The sequence below is a fragment of the Bordetella petrii genome (genome assembly GCF_017356245.1).
GTDB lineage: Bacteria > Pseudomonadota > Gammaproteobacteria > Burkholderiales > Burkholderiaceae_B > Bordetella_A > Bordetella_A petrii_D.
On the sequence record NZ_JAFMZZ010000001.1, the window covers coordinates 2,119,979 to 2,137,426 of the forward strand.

16 protein-coding genes are annotated in these 17,448 nt (G+C 69.0%); 5 read left to right on the plus strand and 11 right to left on the minus strand.

Features of this window, described 5'->3' with window-relative positions; all coding sequences use genetic code 11:
- Positions 1-130: 130 nt before the first annotated feature.
- Together J2P76_RS10345 and J2P76_RS10350 are read right to left on the minus strand one after the other, a co-directional pair.
- Positions 131-826: a GntR family transcriptional regulator gene (locus J2P76_RS10345; RefSeq protein ID WP_207406958.1), complete on the minus strand. Its 696-nt coding sequence runs from the start codon at positions 824-826 to the stop codon at positions 131-133.
- Positions 823-972: a hypothetical protein gene (locus tag J2P76_RS10350; protein ID WP_207406960.1), complete on the minus strand. Its 150-nt coding sequence runs from the start codon at positions 970-972 to the stop codon at positions 823-825. Before J2P76_RS10350 ends, J2P76_RS10345 begins: the two co-directional genes overlap by 4 nt.
- Here J2P76_RS10350 and J2P76_RS10355 point away from each other — a divergent pair.
- The 3 genes from J2P76_RS10355 to J2P76_RS10365 all read left to right on the plus strand — a co-directional run bounded on the left by J2P76_RS10355 (position 971) and on the right by J2P76_RS10365 (position 3,309).
- Positions 971-1,408, plus strand: a complete 438-nt coding sequence (locus J2P76_RS10355; protein ID WP_207406962.1) for a carboxymuconolactone decarboxylase family protein — start codon at positions 971-973, stop codon at positions 1,406-1,408. The genes J2P76_RS10350 and J2P76_RS10355 overlap by 2 nt on opposite strands.
- Before the next feature lie 54 nt (positions 1,409-1,462).
- The gene (locus J2P76_RS10360; RefSeq protein ID WP_207406964.1) at positions 1,463-2,272 is read left to right on the plus strand and encodes an amidohydrolase family protein; all 810 of its coding nucleotides are present in this window, start codon (positions 1,463-1,465) and stop codon (positions 2,270-2,272) included.
- Between the two features lie 62 nt (positions 2,273-2,334).
- Positions 2,335-3,309 (plus strand): Bug family tripartite tricarboxylate transporter substrate binding protein, encoded by a 975-nt coding sequence (locus J2P76_RS10365; RefSeq protein WP_207406966.1) that lies wholly within the window; start codon positions 2,335-2,337, stop codon positions 3,307-3,309.
- A gap of 25 nt (positions 3,310-3,334) precedes the next feature.
- Here the strand turns inward: J2P76_RS10365 and J2P76_RS10370 are convergent, their stop codons facing one another.
- Together J2P76_RS10370 and J2P76_RS10375 are read right to left on the minus strand one after the other, a co-directional pair.
- Positions 3,335-5,389, minus strand: coding sequence for a TonB-dependent siderophore receptor (locus J2P76_RS10370; RefSeq protein ID WP_207409168.1), 2,055 nt, complete (start codon positions 5,387-5,389; stop codon positions 3,335-3,337).
- A gap of 285 nt (positions 5,390-5,674) precedes the next feature.
- Positions 5,675-6,208, minus strand: a complete 534-nt coding sequence (locus J2P76_RS10375) for a MarR family winged helix-turn-helix transcriptional regulator (RefSeq protein WP_207406968.1) — start codon at positions 6,206-6,208, stop codon at positions 5,675-5,677.
- 132 nt (positions 6,209-6,340) lie between these two features.
- Between J2P76_RS10375 and J2P76_RS10380 the strand changes: the two genes are divergently transcribed.
- Both J2P76_RS10380 and J2P76_RS10385 read left to right on the plus strand, forming a co-directional pair.
- Positions 6,341-7,309: a Bug family tripartite tricarboxylate transporter substrate binding protein gene (locus J2P76_RS10380; RefSeq protein WP_207406970.1), complete on the plus strand. Its 969-nt coding sequence runs from the start codon at positions 6,341-6,343 to the stop codon at positions 7,307-7,309.
- Between the two features lie 16 nt (positions 7,310-7,325).
- Positions 7,326-8,894: a sulfatase-like hydrolase/transferase gene (locus J2P76_RS10385; RefSeq protein ID WP_207406972.1), complete on the plus strand. Its 1,569-nt coding sequence runs from the start codon at positions 7,326-7,328 to the stop codon at positions 8,892-8,894.
- An 84-nt stretch (positions 8,895-8,978) separates the two neighbouring features.
- Here J2P76_RS10385 and J2P76_RS10390 read toward each other — a convergent pair whose 3' ends face one another.
- The 7 genes from J2P76_RS10390 to J2P76_RS10420 all read right to left on the minus strand — a co-directional run bounded on the left by J2P76_RS10390 (position 8,979) and on the right by J2P76_RS10420 (position 17,443).
- Positions 8,979-11,054 (minus strand): acetate--CoA ligase family protein, encoded by a 2,076-nt coding sequence (locus J2P76_RS10390; protein ID WP_207406974.1) that lies wholly within the window; start codon positions 11,052-11,054, stop codon positions 8,979-8,981.
- Positions 11,055-11,058: 4 nt separating this feature from the next.
- Positions 11,059-11,871: an enoyl-CoA hydratase/isomerase family protein gene (locus J2P76_RS10395; protein WP_207406976.1), complete on the minus strand. Its 813-nt coding sequence runs from the start codon at positions 11,869-11,871 to the stop codon at positions 11,059-11,061.
- A gap of 41 nt (positions 11,872-11,912) precedes the next feature.
- Entirely contained in the window at positions 11,913-12,911 is a 999-nt protein-coding gene (locus J2P76_RS10400; protein WP_207406978.1) for a tripartite tricarboxylate transporter substrate binding protein, read from the minus strand.
- A 111-nt stretch (positions 12,912-13,022) separates the two neighbouring features.
- Complete coding sequence (locus J2P76_RS10405) at positions 13,023-13,931, minus strand: LysR substrate-binding domain-containing protein (RefSeq protein WP_207406980.1); 909 nt, start codon at positions 13,929-13,931, stop codon at positions 13,023-13,025.
- A 68-nt stretch (positions 13,932-13,999) separates the two neighbouring features.
- The gene (locus J2P76_RS10410; protein ID WP_207406982.1) at positions 14,000-15,667 is read right to left on the minus strand and encodes an AMP-binding protein; all 1,668 of its coding nucleotides are present in this window, start codon (positions 15,665-15,667) and stop codon (positions 14,000-14,002) included.
- 19 nt (positions 15,668-15,686) lie between these two features.
- Entirely contained in the window at positions 15,687-16,235 is a 549-nt protein-coding gene (locus tag J2P76_RS10415) for a DUF4442 domain-containing protein (protein ID WP_207406984.1), read from the minus strand.
- An 11-nt stretch (positions 16,236-16,246) separates the two neighbouring features.
- A complete protein-coding gene (locus tag J2P76_RS10420; protein ID WP_207409169.1) occupies positions 16,247-17,443 on the minus strand; it encodes an acetyl-CoA C-acyltransferase in 1,197 nt (398 codons plus the stop codon).
- Positions 17,444-17,448: the final 5 nt, after the last annotated feature.

The following is a 17,448-nucleotide window of genomic DNA, read 5'->3' on the forward strand; positions in this document are numbered from 1 at the left end:
GGCTCAATCCAGGAAAACCCTATATCGGGCGGCGCGCGAGCGCGCGCGCCGGCCTGCGCCGCAGGGGGCGTGCAGGCTTGCGGGATAAGGGATGGAAAGTAGGGCGGGCCGGCGTGGCGCCGGCCGGTGGTCAGTCGGCGGCCGGCCCGGCCAGCTCGGTCATGACGTTGCGCCCGGTGCGCTCGAGGTGGCGGGTAAGAATCTGCGCGGCGCGCTCGGCGTCGCGCGCCATGGCGGCTTCAAAGATGGCCTGGTGCTCGGCCGGTACGTTGGCATCGGGCGCATGGCGCGCCAGGAACAGGCGGCGGTAGCGGTCGCTGAGGTCGTGCAGGCTGCCGCAGAAGCGCAGCAGCAGCGGCATGCCGCAGGCCGCGAACAAGGTCAGGTGAAAGGCCCGGTGGGCTTTTTCCCAGCCCTCGGCGCGCTGCCCGTCGCTTTCCAGGCGATGCAGCCGGTGGTAGGCCGCCGCCAGGGCGTCTTCCCAGGCATCGTCGCCGCGCCGCAGCGATTCTTTCAGCGCGGTGGTCTCGAGCTGGGTGCGCAGCACCGTGACTTCGCGCAGGTTCTCGGCCGACACCGGCGTGACCTGATAGCCGCGCTGGTCGGTGATCTGCACCAGGTCTTCGGCGGCCAGGCGCGTCAGCGCCTCGCGCAGCGGGCTCAGGCTGACGTCGTATTCGCGGCGCAACTCGTCCAGCCGCAGGCGCGCGCCGGGCGGGTAGGCGCCGTCCAGGATGGCGGCCCGGATCTGGATGGCGACCGAGGCGGTCAGCGACGGGCTGGCCGCGGGCTTGGGCGCGGCGGAAGAGGCCGGGGCGGTTTTCATGCCGCGTATTGTAGCGCCCTGGATGAATAATCGATTTGAATTAATAAAATCGATTTTTTATTGACATCGCCGCCCGCTTCGTCAACCATATGCCTGCCGTGCGGCATTTCGCCGGCGCGGCGCGACTCGAAGAAGGAATCCCGCATGTCCGCATCCCGCATCGATGCCGGCGTTACCGCCCAGGCCATGGGCGCGCCGCGCGACGCCGCCGCCCTGCAGCGCCAGGCCGACAGTTACCGCCAGCTGCTGGGCTACCTGCCGCCGCGGGTCGAGGCCCGCCTGCTGGTCACCGGCGCGCTCGACCCCGCGCTGGTGGAAATGCAGGAACAGGTGCGCGCCCATGCCATGAACCCGGCGTGCTTCGATGCCAAGACGGCGCAACTGATGATCTTCGGCATGCTCATGGTCGAACTCAGCGATGCCGCCGTCATCCACGGCATTGCCGCGCGCCGCGCCGGCGCCAGCTGGGAAGAGATGCAGGCGGTGGTCAGCATGGCATACCTGTTCCGCGGTGTGTCGGCGGCGAACCGCGGCGCCGACGTGCTGGCCCGCATCGCCGAACGCGAAGCCCAGGCGAGCTAGGCCATGCACGCCTGCCCCGGCCCCGACCGCCATACCAGGCAGCCAGCTTTTCGCATGCCTGCCGGCGCCCGCGACTGCCATGCGCATATCTTCGGCCCGCAAGCGCGGTTTCCTTATTCGCCCCAGCGCAGCTACACGCCTGAAGACTGCACGGTGGACGACTACGTGCGGCTGCTTGCCGCGCTGGGCATCGACCGCGCCGTCATCGTGCATGGCGGCGCCCATGGCACCGACAATGCCGCCACGCTGGATGCGCTGCAACGCATGGGCGCGCGGGCGCGCGGCGTGGCGGTGATGCCGCCGGGGCATACGCTGGCCGAGCGCCGGCGCATGCACGCCCTGGGCATGCGCGGCTATCGCCTGTCTACCGTGGTGGGCGGCGGCGTGGGCTTCGACCAGCTCGAGGCGCTGGCCGCCGAGGCGCAAGAGCTGGGCTGGCACCTGGTGCTGCATTTCAAGCACGCCAACGAACTGGTAGCGCTGCTGCCGCGCCTGCTGGCGCTGCGCGTGGATATCGTGCTGGACCACATGGCGCGCATCCGCGGCGACGAAGGCGTGGACAGCCCGGCGTTCGCGGCGCTGGCCCGGCTGATGGACACGGGCCGCGCCTGGACCAAGCTGGCCAGCCTGTACCGGCTGTCGTCGCAGCCCTATCCGCATGCCGACATGCTGCCCATGATCCACCGTGTGGCCGCCGGCTGGCCCGACCGCATCATCTGGGGCAGCAACTGGCCGCACCCGATTTGCGATGTGCCCATGCCCAATGACGGCGACCTGGTCGACCTGATCCCCTTGTGGGTGCCCGAGCCGGCGGCGCAGCACAAGCTGCTGGTCGACAACCCGGCATTGCTGTACGGATTCTAAGGCGGCCCGCCCCGGCAGGCCGCGCCATAACAAGACCACAACCAAGAACCACGGAGACAACCATGTTCAAGAAAACCCTGCGCGCGCTGGCCGGCGCCGCGCTGGCGGGCCTGCTGCCCGCCGCGGCGGCGCAGGCCGCCGCCTATCCCGAGCGCGCCGTGACCATCGTGGTGCCATTTCCGGCGGGCGGCACGACCGATGTGGTGGCCCGCGTGCTGGCGGACAAGCTGTCGGGCATATTCAAGCAGTCGGTCATCGTCGAGAACCGGCAGGGGGCGGGGGGCAACATCGGCGCGGCCTATGTGGCGCGCGCCAAGCCCGATGGCTATACCCTGCTGGTGTCCAGCGCCGGCCCGCTCAGCATCAACCAGCAGTTGTACGCCAACCCCGGCTACGACCCGGCCCGGGATTTCGCGCCCGTGTCGCTGCTGGCGTCGGTGCCCATCATGCTGGCGGCCAATCCCAAGGCGCCCTATACGTCGGTGGCCGAACTGATCGCGTATGCCAAACAGCATCCGGGCGGCATCGCGTACGGCTCGCAGGGCAGCGGTACCACCAGCCACCTGACCATGGAACTGCTCAAGCTGGAAGCCGGCATCGATCTGCAGCACATTCCCTATCGCGGCAGCGCGCCGGCCGCCACCGACCTGATCGGCGGCCAGATCCAGGTGATGTTCGACAACTCGCCCACCACGTATCCGCAAGTACAGGCGGGCACCATGCGCGCCCTGGGCGTGGCGTCGGCCCAGCGCGTGGCCAGCATGAAACAGATTCCCGCCATCGCCGAGACCGTGCCCGGCTTCGAGTCGGAAGCGTGGTTCGGCCTGGTGGCGCCGGCCGGCACGCCCGATGGGGTGGTGCGCGACTTGAACGCCGCGGTGCGGCAGGTGCTGGCCGACCCCGCGGTGATCAAGCGTTTCGATGAAGTGGGCGTGCGCCTGGTGGGCGACACGCCGCAGGCCTTCGGCCAGTTCATCCAGGCCGAAATGGCGAAGTGGGGCAAGATCATCAAGGCCACGGGCCTGCGGCTGGGTTAGCGCCGCGGCCCGCGGCCGCGCCTGGTCAGAACCGGTACGCCGCGCTCAGCGTCACGGTGCGGCGCTGCCCGTAGAAGCAGTCGCCGCGCCGCAGGCACGTAACCTCGTAGGTCTTGTCGGCGATGTTGTTGACGTTCAGCGCGTAGCGCCAGGTGCCGCTGTCGTAGGCCAGCATGGCGTCGAACAGCGTGACCGAGGGCGTCTCGGGGGCGCCGCCGTCGGTGAAGGCGCCCAGGTAGCGCACCCCGGCGCCGGCCGAGAAGCCCGACATCCCGGCCAGGGCGAAGCGGTACTTGGTCCACAGCGACGCCATGTGCTTGGGCACGCCTTCCAGCGCGGGGTCGATGTCGGTGTAGATGTAGTTGGCGATCACGTCCATCTGCTTGGTCACGCGGCCGCGCAGCTCCAGTTCCACGCCCTTGGTCTTGGTCTTGCCGGCCTGGACCTGGTTGTTGGGGTTGGACGGGTCGGGCACCTGGCGGTTTTTCTCGCGCAGGTCATAAACGGCGGCCGTGGCTTCCAGGTCGCTGTCGGGCGGCATGTACTTCAGGCCCAGTTCCCACTGCTTGCCGCGCATGGGCTTCCAGCGGTTGCTGTACACATCGGTGCCCGCGATGGGGGTGAACGACTCGCTGTAGCTGATGTAGGGCGACAGGCCGTTGTCGGCGGCGTACAGCAGGCCGAAGCGCTTGGTGGTGGCATTGTCGGTTTCGCGGTCGCTGCCTTCCACGTCCGTCTGGGCGCGGTCGTGGCGAATGCCGGCCAGGAAGATCCAGTTGCGGTAGCGGATCTGGTCCTGGGCGTAAAAACCCAATTGCTGCTGCGTGGTCTTTGGGGTGTCGGCGGTTTCGTAGTCGGGAATATTGCCGTACACCGGATGGTAGACGTTCAGCGGGCTGCCCATGCCGGAGCCTTCCTCGCCGGTTTCGCGGTAGCGGCTGTAATCGGCGCCGAACAGCACCGTGTGCTCGGTGGCGCCCCAGTTCAGCCTGCCTTCCAGGTTCTGGTCGGCCAGCAGCGTGCGCATGCGCGGCTTGTGAACGTACCAGTAGCGGTTGAGCGTGGTCTGTTCGGGATCGATATACGGGTCTTCGGTATTCGAGTACGCGTCCGGGTACATCGACTTGTAGTCGACCTTGCTGATGGTGTTGCGGAAGTTCTGGCGCACCGTCCAGCGGTCGTTGAACTTGTGCTCGAACAGCCAGCCCACGCTGAACTGCTCGGTGTCGTAGGCATCGAAGCCCGGCTCGCTGACGAAGCGGCGCGTGGGAACCTGGCCGTTGGGGTTGTAGCTGACCGAACCGTTCCACGGCAGGAACGACTGGGTGGTGCCGGCCTTGTCTTTCTGGAAATAGCCCTGCAGGGTCAGCGACGTGGCGGCGCTGGGCTGCCAGGTCAGCGAAGGCGCCAGCAGCAGGCGGTCGTCGGGCGCGTACTGCACCTGCGTGCCGCTGTCGCGCGCCACGGCCACCACGCGGTACAGCCACTGGCCGTCTTCGGTCAACGGCCCGGTCAGGTCGGCCTGCACTTCCTGGCGGTCGTGGTTGCCCACGATGACGCCGATTTCATGCTGCGCTTCGGGCTGCGGACGCTTGCTGACCAGGTTCAGCACGCCGCCGGTGCTGCCCTGGCCATACAGCATGGAAGAGGGGCCGCGCAGCACTTCGACGCGTTCCAGCGCGTAGATCTCGGTGCGCGGGTTGTTGTAGCTGAAGAACTGGCGCAGGCCGTCCAGGTATTGCACCGGCTCCACGCCGCGCACGCGCACGTAGTCGGCACGGTTGTCCACGCCGTAGGCGTTGGGGCGTACCCCCGCCGCATAGTTCAGGGCGTCTTGCACGTTCTGCGCGCCCTGGTCGACGATCTGTTCGCGCGGGATCACCGTGATGGCCTGCGGCGTTTCGCGCAGCGGCGTGTCGGTCTTGGTGCCGATGGCGCTGCGCCGCGCCACGTAGCCCGTAACCGGGCCGGTGGCGGTTTCTTCGCTGCCGGTAACGCGCACGGCGGGCAGAGTGGCGGCGGTGTCGGCAGAGGTTTCCTGCGCCTGGACGCTGGAAGCGGCCAGGCCGGCGGCCAGCATGGCCAGGGTCAAGGCCGGCGCCTTGCGGGCGGGCGGTGTGCGCAAACGAGCTTTCAAGTGGATCCCCGGAAGATAAAAGAAGTAGATAAATTTTTGATATCAAGAATAATAATGATTCTTGATAAGATTGTGGATTATAAGAGATGGGCCGGCGCCGCGACATACTGTTGCGTAATTGCCTTGCCGCCTGCTCAGCCTGCGCCCGGGGGGCGGGCTCCGAAGGTGCCTGACACCGCTGTGTGCCGCGGGTGGCTCAACAGCACGGTGTCTGACACCCTGCGGGAGTCAGACACCTGGCTTGGCCGGCGGGCGGCGCGTGCCGCCCTGGCGGCGGCTGGCCTTGTCGGCCACGACATTCTCGGTGGCCATGCGCGCGCCGCGCTGCGCCACCACCTGCAGCAGGCGCAGCAGCTGGCGCGCTTCATCCGGGCTCAGGTCGGCCATCAGCAGGTCGTTCAGGCGGGCGACCTCGGGCAGCATGGCCTGGTACAGCGCCTGCCCGGATTCGGTCGCCATGACGTTGGTGATGCGCCTGTCGTGCGTATCCCGCACCCGGGCGGCCCAGCCTTTTTCGCACAGCGTGCCCAGGGCGCGCGACGTGCGCACCAGGTCCAGCCGGGCCGTGGCCGCCAGTTCGGCCGAGGTCAGCGGGCCGTATTCCACCGCCGCGGCCAGCAGGCGCCATTCGCGCCGGGTAATGCCGAACCGGCCTTCGCACAGCCGCACGAACACCGGGCTGGCCTGCGACCAGGCCTGGTACAGGCAGTACATGGGCATTTCCGCCAGATGGACGGGAAGCTGCGCGGGCGCGGAAGGCATTGAAGAGTCTCCTACCTGGGTTTTGTACGTTTATTTATGCCGATATTGGATTAGATCAAGAAACCCCTGCGTTGCTACAGTCTTTTACCTTACCGACAACTCATCAAAAGACGGCAGGACAGGAGAGCAGACATGATCAAACGGATGATATGGGCCGCCCTGGCGGCATGCGCGCTGGCCACCGGCCCGGCCTGGGCGGCCGCGCCATTGAGCGGCCCCCTGACCATTGTGGTGGGCTATCCGCCCGGCGGCAGTTCGGACCGCATCGCCCGGCTGGTGGCCGAGCGGCTGAAAGACCGGGTGGGCGTTTCTGTCATCGTCGAGAACAAGACCGGCGCGGGCGGCCGCATTTCGGCGCAACTGGTGCGCAATGCCGACGCGAACCAGAACGTGCTGCTGCTGGGCAACCCTGCCGTGATGGTAGTGGCCCCGCTGGTCTATGCCGACCCCGGCTACGATGCGCAGCGCGATTTCAAGCCGGTGTCACTGGTCAGCAGCTACAAATTCGCGCTGGCGGTGTCGGCCGATTCGCCCATGAAAGACATGAAGGCGCTGCGGGCGTGGCTGAAAGAACATCCCGACCGCTTCACTGTGGGCGTGCCCGCCACCGGCAGCCTGCCGCACTTTTTCGCGCTGATGCTGGGCGGCGAGATCGGCCAGCAGGCCGAAGTGGTGGGGTATCGCGGCTCGGCGCCGCTGATCAGCGAACTGGTGGGCGGCATCCTGCCGCAGGCGATCGACACGCTGGACACCCTGCTGCCGCAGCACCAGGGCGGGCGCGTGCGCATCCTGGCCACCTCGGGCACCGAGCGCGAAGCAGGCCTGGCGGATGTGCCGACCTTCCGCGAGGCCGGTATCGACCTGGCGGCCGACGGCTGGAACGCTTTCTTCGCCCCGGCCGCCATGCCGCAGGACAAGGTCGAGCGCCTGGCGCGCGACATCGCCGCGGTCATGCGCGATCCGGCCATGCAGAAGGCCGTGCACGCCGTCAACCTGGAGCCCGTGTCGGCCGACGCGGCGCAGACCGCGCAGGCGCTGGCGGCCTATCGCAAGCAATGGGAGCCGGTGGTGCGCGAATCCGGTTTCAAGGCAACCCAGTAGCAAGGGCGGGCATTTCATGAGCAAGATCCAGAACGTGCTGTTCATCATGGCCGACCAGCTGCGCGCCGACCATCTGGGCAGCTACGGGCATCCGTACCTGCGCACGCCCAATCTGGATGCGCTGGCGGCGCGCGGCGTGCGCTTCGAGCAGGCGTTCGTGAATTCGGGGGTCTGCGGGCCGTCGCGCATGAGCTATTACACCGGGCGCTATCCGTCCAGCCACGGCACGATGTGGAACCGCGTGCCGCTGTCGGTGGGCGAGGTCACGCTAGGCGAATACCTGGCCGGCCGCGAGCGCGACCTGGTGCTGATCGGCAAAAGCCACGTCATCCCCGACCAGGCCGGCATGCAGCGGCTGGCCATCGACGGCGGCTCGGAACTGGGCGCCTTGCTGGCGCGCGGCAGTTTCCGCGAGGCCGACCGCTACGACGGCCACCACGAGCCGGGCGATGAAAGCGGCTACCCGGCATTCCTGCGCCGCCATGGCTACGATTCGCCCGACCCGTGGTCGGACTACGTGATTTCCGCCGTGGACGCGGGCGGGCAGGTGGTCAGCGGCTGGCACATGCGCAATACGCATCTGCCGGCGCGGGTCAGCGAGCCGCATTCCGAAACCGCCTACACCACCGACTGCGCCCTGGACTTCATGCGCAAGCGCGGCTCGCAGCCCTGGACCCTGCACCTGAGCTATGTGAAGCCGCACTGGCCCTACATGGCGCCCGATCCCTACCATCGCATGTACCGCAGCGACCAGTGCCTGCCGGTGGTGCGCAACCAGCAGGAACTGGCCGGCGCGCATCCGGTGCTGCAGGCCTACCGCCAGCATGAAGAAAGCCAGAGCTTCGCGCGCGAAGAATGCGTGCGTACCGTGCGGCCGGCCTACCAGGGGCTGATCACGCAGCTGGATACCCACCTGGGCCGGCTGTTCGACTACATGGAAGGCGCGGGGCTGATGCGCAACACGCTGGTGGTGTTCACCTCCGACCATGGCGATTTTCTGGGCGACCACTGGCTGGGCGAAAAAGAACTGTTCTACGACACCGTGCAGCGGGTGCCGCTGATCATCATGGACCCGACTGCCGCGGCCGACGGCACGCGCGGCCAGGCAAGCCGGCAGCTGGTGGAAAGCGTGGACATCGCGCCGACCATCCTGCAGGCGCTGGACGTGCCGCAGGCCAGCCACCGGCTCGAAGGGCGGGCCCTGCAGCCGCTGCTGCACGGCGGGCCGCAAGACACGCCGTGGCGCGATGCGGCCGTGTCCGAGCTGGACTACAGCTTCCGCCAGGCGCGCTTGACGCTGGGCAAGACGCCGCAGCAGTGCCGCGCCTGGTCGGTGCGCACCGACCGGTGGCGCTACGTGTACTGGCGCGACGAACCCGAGCAGTTGTTCGACCTGCAGCGCGACCCCAGCGAGTTCGAAGACCTGGGCGCCAGCCAGTCCCACGCCGCGGTGCGTGCGGAGCTGAGGCAGCACCTGCTGGACTGGTCGCTGCGCGGCAAGCGGCGTACCACCATGTCCGACGAAGCGGTGGAACGGTCTACCAATGCCCACAAGCGGGCGGGCGTGTATTTCGGGCAGTGGTGAGGGTGCGCCCAGGAGTCTGACTCCCCGCAGGGGTGTCAGGCACCTGGCGGAGCCTGACACCTGGTATGACCTGGCATACGCGCGCTAGCGCGCGATCACCACGCCGTCGGTGGCTTTCACGCCTTGTCCCGCCGGCAGCACGAACAGCGGATTGATCTCGGCTTCGGCCAGGCTGGCGTCCAGCGTGGCGGCCATGGCCGCGAAGGCCAGGATGGCGTCGACCAGCGCGGCTACGTCGGCATGCGGCCGTCCGCGATAGCCGTCGAGCAGCGGCCAGGTCTTCAGGCTGCGCACCATGTCTTCGGCGTCGCGGCGCGTCAACGGCAGCAGGCGCAGCACCGTGTCATTGAACAGTTCCGCGGCCACGCCGCCCATGCCCAGCAGCACCGACGGCCCCAGCTGCGGGTCGCGGTGAAAGCCCAGGATCATTTCTGTGCCGCCGGCCACCATTTCCTGCACCAGCAGGCCTTCGAGCGGCGCATCAGTGGCGGCCTGCACGGTCTGCAGCATGGCCTGGCCCCGCGCGGCCACGTCGGCGGCCGGCACGCCGACCGCCACGCCGCCGATATCGCTTTTGTGCGCCAGGTGCCGCGACAGCACCTTCAGCACGACCTTGCCGCCCAGCGTTGCCGCGGCCGCGCCGGCGGCCTGGGGCGTGGCCGCCACGGCCTCGCGCACCGACGGGATGCCGAACGACGCGAACAGCGCCTTGCTGTCGGCCTCGTTCAGGGGGCCGGGCGGCAAAGCCCGCGCCGCGCCGGGCGCGGAGGCCGCCGCGCCTGCCTGCGGCTGGCCCGCATCTGTTTGCGCCAGCATGGCCGAGAACGCCGCCGCGCAGCTCTCGGGCGCGGCGAAGGCGGGAATGCCCTGGCGGTTCAGGTCGGCCAGGATGTGCGGCGCGTGCGGACTGACGTACACCAGCACCGGCTTGTCGCTTTTCTTCAGGCAGTCGCTGACCGCGGCCGATACCAGCGTGGGGTGCTGCAGCGACGATGAGCCGGCGATGACTACGGCGCCGTCGTACGACGGGCTGGCCAGCAGCGTGTCGATGGCGCCGCGCAGCAGGTCGGGCTTCAGGCCCGCCAGGGTCAGGTCGATGGGGTTGCGGCTGAGCACGGCTTCGTCGCCGCTTTGCAAGGCATCCAGGCGCGCGGCCGTGCCGGCGTCCGGCGCGGGCGTGTCCAGCCCGGCCAGGCCGCAGCTGTCGGCCACCAGGGTGCCCGCGCCGCCGGTCGAGGTCAGGATGGCGATGCGCTTGCCTGCCAGCCGCCGGCCCGTGCACAGCGCGGCCGGAATGTCGAGCAGGTCGGCGAAAGTCTGCGCGCGGATGACGCCGCACTGGGCAAACAGCGCGTCGTACAGCCGGTCGGCGCCCGCCAGCGCGCCGGTGTGCGATACCGCCGAACGGGCGCCCGATTCGGACCGGCCTACCTTGAAAGCCACCAGCGGCTTGCCCAGCCGGGCAGCGCGCTGCGCCGCGGCGCGGAAGGCAGCCGGTTTGCGCAGGCCTTCGATGTACAGCGCAATGACAGAAGTGGCCGGATCGTCGAGCAGGGTCTCGATGAAGTCCGCCACGTCCAGGTCGGCTTCATTGCCGGTGGACACCAGCTTCGAGAAGCCGATGCCGCGGCTGGCGGCGCGCGAGAGCATGGCGCCCAGCACGCCGCCGCTTTGCGAGACCACCGCGATCGAGCCGGTGTGCAGGTCGTTCATTTCCAGCGCGCCCGTGGCCGACAGGGTGATGCCGTCGGTCAGATTGACCAGGCCGATGGTATTGGGCCCCAGCAGCGGCATGCCGCCGGCGGCCTCGCGCAGGGCCTGCTGGCGGCCGGCGCCCTCGGCGCCGGTTTCCTGGAAACCGCTGGCCAGCACGATGGCCGCGCCGGCGCCGCGCCGCGCCAGCTCATCCACCGCCTGCACGGCGCGGCTGGCGCCCAGCAGCACCAGGCCCACGTCGGGCGCGTCGGGCAGCGATGCAATGTCGGGATAGCAGGGCAGCCCGGCAATGGTGTCGTTGCGCGGGTTGACCGGATAAATGCGGCCGCCGTAGCCGTGCTTCTGCAGGTAGGCGATGGGGCGGCCGGCCGTCTTGGCGGCATCCGAAGAGGCGCCGATGACGGCGACGCTGCGCGGTCGCAGCAGGCGATCGAGCTGGGCCATGGCCTTATCCTTTGGACGCGGTCTTGGCCAGGAACGCCGCTACCGAGGCCCGGTGCTCGGCCGTGGTGTAGCACACGGCCTGCGCCTGGCTGCTCATGGCGAACGACTGTTCGGCGCCGAGTTCGAAGGCCTGGTTCAATTGCGTCTTGGACAGGGCCAGCGCCGTGGCCGAGCCATGCGACAGCTCCGCGGCCCAGCCGCATGCCTGCGCCAGCAGCGCATCGGGCTCGGCGATGCGGTCGATCATGCCGATGGCCAGCGCTTCGGCGGCCGCGACGCGGCGCCCGGAAAAAATCAGTTCCTTGGCGCGCGCCAGGCCGACGCGGCGCGGCAGGAAATACATGCCGCCGCCATCCGGAATCAGTCCGCGGTGGATATAGGTCATGCACAGCTGCGCGGTGTCGGCGGCGATCACGAAATCGCACGACAGCGCCATGTCGCAGCCCAGGCCCGCCGCCGCGCCGTTGACCGCGGCGATGGTGGGCTTGGGCAGTCTGAACAGCGCGCTCACCGCGTGGTGCGTGCGCTGCTGGCGCGTCCAGCCGTTGAACGCCACCTCGCCGGCCGGCGCGTCCAGCCGCGCCTTCATGCCCTTGATATCGCCGCCGGCGCAAAAGGCCGTGCCCGCGCCGGTGACCACCAGGGCGCGGATGGCTGGATCGCGCGCCGCGCGGTCCAGCGCGTCGAGCAGCTGGGTGCGCATGGCGTCGTCGATGGCGTTGCGTACCGCCGGGCGGTTCAGGGTCAGCACGCCGATGCCGTCCTGCACATCGAGCAGGATGGCGGCGGGCGCGGGGGAAGTATCAGTCGAGGTCATGGTCGATGGCGGGTGCGGGTCGCAATGGAATAAAAAGGGGTTCAGTTCTGCTGCAGGTGGGCGTCGCGCACGACCTGGCTCCAGCGTTTTTCTTCGGCTTCGACGTATTTCGCCAGCTGGTCGGGCGCGCCCACGTTGACCATCAGGCCTTCGTCGGTGACGCGCTGCTGGAACGCCGGCGATTGCACGGCCTTGGCCACCGAGGCGTTCAGGCGCTTGATCACCGCGTCGGGCGTGTTGGCCGGCGCGTACAGGCCGTACCAGCTTTCGGCCTGGTAGCCGGGCACGCCGGCTTCGGCCAGGGTGGGCAGGTCGGGAAACGCGGGCGAGCGCTCGGCCGACGTGACCGCCAGCGCGCGCAGGGTGCCGCTCTTGATGTGCGACGCCACGCTGGCCACCGTGGTGAACATCAGGTCGATCTGGCCGCCGATCAGGTCGTTCAGCGCGGGCGCGCTGCCCTTGTAGGGCACGTGCACCAGGTCGACCTTGGCCAGGCTCTTGAACAGTTCGCCGGCCAGGTGCGCAGACGTGCCGTTGCCGAACGAACCGTAGTTCAGCTTGCCCGGATGGGCGCGGGCGTAGTCGAGCAATTGCTGCACACTCTTGAAGGGCTCTTTGGGATTGACGACCAGCACGTTGGGCGAATGCGCCACCAGGGCCACGGGCGCAAAGGCGTGCCGGGTGTCGTACGGCAGGGTCTTGTACAGCGACGGGTTGACCGCGTGCGCGAAGGTGGCCATGACCAGCGTATAGCCGTCGGCCTCGCTGCGCGCCACGAATTGCGTGCCGATCACGGTGCCGGCGCCCGGCTTGTTCTCGACAATGACGGTCTGGCCCAGGTCTTTGCCCATGCCTTCGGCCAGGGTGCGGGCGATGGTGTCGGTGCCGCCGCCGGGCGCGAACGGCACCACCAGCGTGACCGGATGATCAGGAAAGGCGGCCAGGGCGGGGGCCGTGCCCAGGGCCAGGGTGGCGGCCAGCGCCAGCGCCAGCCGGCTGCATGCGGCCCGGGTGGGCGCCAGAATAGATAAAGCGGACATGACGGCTGTCTCCTTGTTCGTCGGGTTCCATCGAAAGAGTGGAACTGCAGCGAAATTGTGGGACAGCGCGGGCGGGGCGGACAATCAACAATTTGTCCACCCTAGGCCAACTTATTGTTGGGCTTCGGCGGGCGGGCGGAACAGCGCGTCGAGCAGCCAGGCGCGAAAGATGCGCAGTGCCGGCGACTCGCTGCGCCCTTTGGGGCGCACCAGGTAATAGCCGCCAGGCAGGGTGTGGGTCAGCGAGAACGGCGCCACCAGGGCGCCCGACGCCAAGTAGCGTTCCACCAGCGCGCGGATGCCGATCGCGCAGCCCACGCCCTGGATGGCGGCTTCGTAGGCCATGGCGGAATTCTCGAATTTCAGCACCCGCAGGCCGGCGGCGTTGCCGTACCCGGCGGCGCGCAGCCAGGCGGCCCAATCGTCGGGCCGCGCCAGCGAATGCAGCAGGGTTACCTGGCGCAGATCGCCGGCGTCGCGCAGGCCGCCCACGGCTTTCAGCAGGCGCGGGCTGGCCACCGGCAGCAGTTCGATGGGAGCCAGGAAATCGCTTTCGTAGTCGGGCCACTGGCCGGTGCCCGAGCGGATGGCCGCGTCCAGGTCCTGGTGGGCGAAATCGACGGCCTGGGTCGAGGCCGACAGGCGCACTTCGATGCCGGGATATTTTTCGTGGAAGTGCGACAGCAGCGGAATCAGGCCGTGCTGCGCGAAGGTGGTGTAGGCCTGGATGGCCAGCACGTCGGGGCGGTTGCGCCGGCTGACCAGCGCGGCGGCGTGCGAGATTTCGTCGAACGCGCGGCCCACCGACGGATACAGGCGGGCGCCCGCGTCGGTCAGCTGGATCGAGCGCGGCCCGCGCGTGAACAGTTCGACGCCCAGGTAGTTTTCCAGCACGCGCACCTGGCGGCTGATGGCAACCTGGGTAACGCTGAGTTCCTCGGCCGCCAGCGTGAAGCTGAGCAGCCGGGCCGAGGCCTCGAAGGCGCGCAGCGGGTTCAGGGGGACGGGGACGCGTTTCATGGTGTCCCACATAGTAATGGTAATGGTGGCCTGGCCCGCCAGGTGTGGGCAACCAGGTGTCTGGTACCTCAGGGCGCCGTCGGCGTCCTGAGTTCGCGCCGCAGGATCTTGCCGACCGGGCTGCGGGGCAGGTCGTCGCGGAATTCCACCTGGCGGGGCACTTTGTAGCCGGTCAGGTGCTGGCGGCAGTGGGCGATCAGGGTGGCGGCGTCCAGGGCCTGGTCGCGCCGGATGACGAACAGCTTCACGGCCTCGCCCGAGCGCTCGTCGGGCACGCCGATGGCCGCCACTTCGCGCACGCCCGGATGCAGGGCGGCGGCGTCTTCGACTTCGTTGGGGTAGACATTGAAGCCGGACACCAGGATCAGATCTTTCTTGCGGTCCACCAGGAACACATAGCCGTGTTCGTCGACATAGCCCATGTCGCCGGTGCGCAGGAAGCCGTCGGGATGGAAGACCAGGGCCGTTTCGTCGGGCCGCTTCCAGTAGCCCGACATGACCTGCGGGCCGCGCACGCAGAGTTCGCCGGTTTCGCCCAGCGGCAGTTCGCGGCCGTCGTCGTCTCGCACGGACAGGTCGGTAGAGGGCACGGGCAGGCCGATCGAGCCGGTGAAGGTTTCGACGTCCAGCGGGTTGATGGTGACCGCCGGCGAGGTTTCGGTCAGGCCATAAGCTTGCGCCAGCGCCACGCCGGTGACTTCGCGCCAGCGCTGGGCGATGGCGCGCTGCACCGCCATGCCGCCGCCCAGCGTCAGGCGCAGCCGGGAAAAATCCAGGCCGGCGAAATCCGGGTGATTGAGCAGGCCGCAGAACAGTGTATTGACGCCCGTAATGGCGCTGAAAGGCGTCTTGCGCAAGGTCCGGATGAATGTCGCCAGGTCGCGCGGATCGACGATCAGCAGGTTGCGCGCGCCCAGTTTCAGGAAGGTCAGGCAGTTGGCGGTCAGGGCGAACACGTGATAAAGCGGCAGCGCCGTCACCACGCATTCTTCGCCCTCGCGCACCAGGCCGCGCACCCAGGCGTGCGCCTGGCACAGGTTGGCCAGCATGTTGCCGTGCGTCAGCACGGCGGCCTTGGCCACGCCGGTGGTGCCGCCGGTGTATTGCAGGAACGCGGGGTCGGCCCGCGTCAGCGATGGCGCCTGCAGCGGCAGGCCGTGGCCCGCGCGCAGCGCCCGGCGCAGCGGCGTGGCGCCGGGCAGCGACCAGGCCGGCACCTTGCGCTTGACATGGCGCACCGCGAAATCGATGGCGCGGCCTTTCAGCGGGCCCAGCAATTCGCCCACCGAGGTCACCACTACGCGGCGCAGCGCCGTGCGCGGCAGGGCCTGCTGCAGCGTGTGGGCGAAGTTCTCGGCGATGACAATGGCCTGCGCGCCGGAATCGGCCAGCTGGTGGGCCAGTTCGTGCGCGGTATACAGCGGATTGCAGCTGACCACGGCGCAGCCCGCGCGCAGGGCGCCGAACAGGCACACCGGATACTGCAGCAGGTTGGGCAGCATCAGCGCCACCCGGTCGCCCTGGCGCAGCCCGCGCGATTGCAGCCACGCTGCGAAATCGCGCGACAGGCGGTCGAGCTGCGCATAGGTGATGGTGACGCCCATGCTGGTGTATGCCGGCCGGCCGGCAAAGCGCCGGCAGCTGTCGTCCAGGATGTCCAGCAGCGACTGGTAAGGCGAAATGTCGATCTCGGCGGGGACGCCGGGGGGATAGCTGTCGAGCCAGATGCGTTCCATAGCGTCGTCCGGGGGCCGCTCAGGCGCCGGGCGCTGCGCCGCCGCCGCGGGCATCGTCCGGCGCGCCGGCGCGGGCCTTGGTTTTGTAGAACTGCTTGTCGGCGATATACACGGTGCGTTCGACCACGGCATACACCACGCCGTGCTCGTCTTTGAGTTCCACCACGTATACGCGGGTGGTCTCGTGCCGGCTGGCCAGTTCGGCACGGATGGCGGCGATATCGGCGCGGTCGATGCGGAAATCGGCGTACAGCGTCTGGTAGGCCGGCTTGCGGTAGCGAATGGTGGCCGCCTTGTCCCAGACGATGGCGTCGGACCCCAGCGCGGACATCAGCAGCGTGGGGTGGGCGCCATCGGTGATGGCGAACAGCGATCCGCCGTACATCGACCCGACGATGTTGCGCGTGCGCCGGACCAGCGGCAGCCGCACGCGCAGGTGCAGGAAGTCGGGGGAAATGTGCGTGACCCGCCCGCCGGTGGCCCGGAAGGCGGGGTGCAGGTTGAACCCCGCCCGCATCAGCCGGGCCCGCCATGCCGGCGGCAACTGCTTGAACCAGTACGGCTTCACGGGCGCGGGCGCTACAGCGCCTCGAAGATGCCGGCCGCGCCCATGCCGGTGCCCACGCACATGGTCACCATGCCGTACTTGCCGCCGGTGCGGCGCAGGCCGTGCACCAGCGTGGCCGTGCGGATGGCGCCGGTGGCGCCCAGCGGATGGCCCAGCGCAATGGCGCCGCCCAGCGGATTGACCTTGGAGGCATCCAGGTCCAGGTCGCGGATTACGGCCAGCGACTGGGCCGCGAAGGCTTCGTTCAGCTCGATCCAGTCGAGGTCTTGCTGGGCGATGCCGGTGCCGGCCAGAGCTTTGGGAATGGCCATCTTGGGGCCGATGCCCATGATTTCCGGCGGCACGCCGGCCACCGAAAAGCCCACGAAGCGGGCCAGCGGGGCCAGGTTCAGTTCGCGCAGCACGCGCTCGGACACCAGGATGACGGCGGCCGCGCCGTCGGACATCTGCGAGCTGTTGCCGGCGGTGACCGAGCCGCGCGCCGCGAACACCGGCCGCAGCCGCGCCAGCGCTTCGGCGCTGGTGTCCGGGCGCGGGCCCTCGTCGTGTTCGGCCAGGCGTTCGGCGGTGCGCACCGCGCCGGCTTCGCCCGGCAGGTGGCTGACCACCTGATACGGCGTGATCTCGGCATCGAAGTGCCCGGCCGCGATGGCGGCGCAGGCCTTCTGGTGCGAGGCCAGCGCGAAGGCGTCCTGGTCTTCGCGCGATACCTTCCACTGCGCGGCGACTTTCTCGCCGGTCAGGCCCATGCCGTATGCCATGCCCAGGTTTTCTTCGTGCGCGAAGATCTCGGGGTTGATGGCCACCTTGTTGCCCATGATCTGGGGCATGGCGCTCATGGACTCGGTGCCGGCGGCGATCATGATGTCGGCCGCGCCCAGGCGGATGCGCATGGCCGCGTCGGCCACCGCCTGCAGGCCCGAAGCGCAGAAGCGGTTTACGGTAACGCCCGGCACGCCGTCGGGCAGGCCGGCCAGCAGCAGGCTCATGCGCGCCACGTTCATGCCCTGTTCGGCCTCGGGCATGGCGCAGCCGGCGATCACGTCTTCCACGCGGGCCGGGTCCAGCGCCGGCACTTGCGCCAGCGCGGCGCGCAGGGCGGCGGCCAGCATGTCGTCGGGCCGCGTGGTGGCGTAGATGCCGTTGCGCTTGCCCACCGGCAGGCGGGTGGCGGCCACGATGTAGGCGTCCTGTATCTGTTTGCTCATCATGC

Excerpts from the sequence above, each read along its gene's own strand:
- J2P76_RS10355 (WP_207406962.1), top strand. The coding sequence starts at position 971 with ATGTCCGCATCCCGCATCGATGCCGGCGTTACCGCCCAGGCCATGGGC.
- J2P76_RS10380 (WP_207406970.1), top strand. The coding sequence starts at position 6,341 with ATGATCAAACGGATGATATGGGCCGCCCTGGCGGCATGCGCGCTGGCC.
- J2P76_RS10405 (WP_207406980.1), bottom strand. The coding sequence starts at position 13,931 with ATGAAACGCGTCCCCGTCCCCCTGAACCCGCTGCGCGCCTTCGAGGCC.
- J2P76_RS10400 (WP_207406978.1), bottom strand. The coding sequence starts at position 12,911 with ATGTCCGCTTTATCTATTCTGGCGCCCACCCGGGCCGCATGCAGCCGG.
- J2P76_RS10395 (WP_207406976.1), bottom strand. The coding sequence starts at position 11,871 with ATGACCTCGACTGATACTTCCCCCGCGCCCGCCGCCATCCTGCTCGAT.
- J2P76_RS10350 (WP_207406960.1), bottom strand. The coding sequence starts at position 972 with ATGCGGGATTCCTTCTTCGAGTCGCGCCGCGCCGGCGAAATGCCGCAC.
- J2P76_RS10365 (WP_207406966.1), top strand. The coding sequence starts at position 2,335 with ATGTTCAAGAAAACCCTGCGCGCGCTGGCCGGCGCCGCGCTGGCGGGC.
- J2P76_RS10375 (WP_207406968.1), bottom strand. The coding sequence starts at position 6,208 with ATGCCTTCCGCGCCCGCGCAGCTTCCCGTCCATCTGGCGGAAATGCCC.
- J2P76_RS10360 (WP_207406964.1), top strand. The coding sequence starts at position 1,463 with ATGCCTGCCGGCGCCCGCGACTGCCATGCGCATATCTTCGGCCCGCAA.
- J2P76_RS10345 (WP_207406958.1), bottom strand. The coding sequence starts at position 826 with ATGAAAACCGCCCCGGCCTCTTCCGCCGCGCCCAAGCCCGCGGCCAGC.
- J2P76_RS10390 (WP_207406974.1), bottom strand. The coding sequence starts at position 11,054 with ATGGCCCAGCTCGATCGCCTGCTGCGACCGCGCAGCGTCGCCGTCATC.
- J2P76_RS10410 (WP_207406982.1), bottom strand. The coding sequence starts at position 15,667 with ATGGAACGCATCTGGCTCGACAGCTATCCCCCCGGCGTCCCCGCCGAG.
- J2P76_RS10370 (WP_207409168.1), bottom strand. The coding sequence starts at position 5,389 with ATGCTGGCCGCCGGCCTGGCCGCTTCCAGCGTCCAGGCGCAGGAAACC.
- J2P76_RS10385 (WP_207406972.1), top strand. The coding sequence starts at position 7,326 with ATGAGCAAGATCCAGAACGTGCTGTTCATCATGGCCGACCAGCTGCGC.
- J2P76_RS10420 (WP_207409169.1), bottom strand. The coding sequence starts at position 17,443 with ATGAGCAAACAGATACAGGACGCCTACATCGTGGCCGCCACCCGCCTG.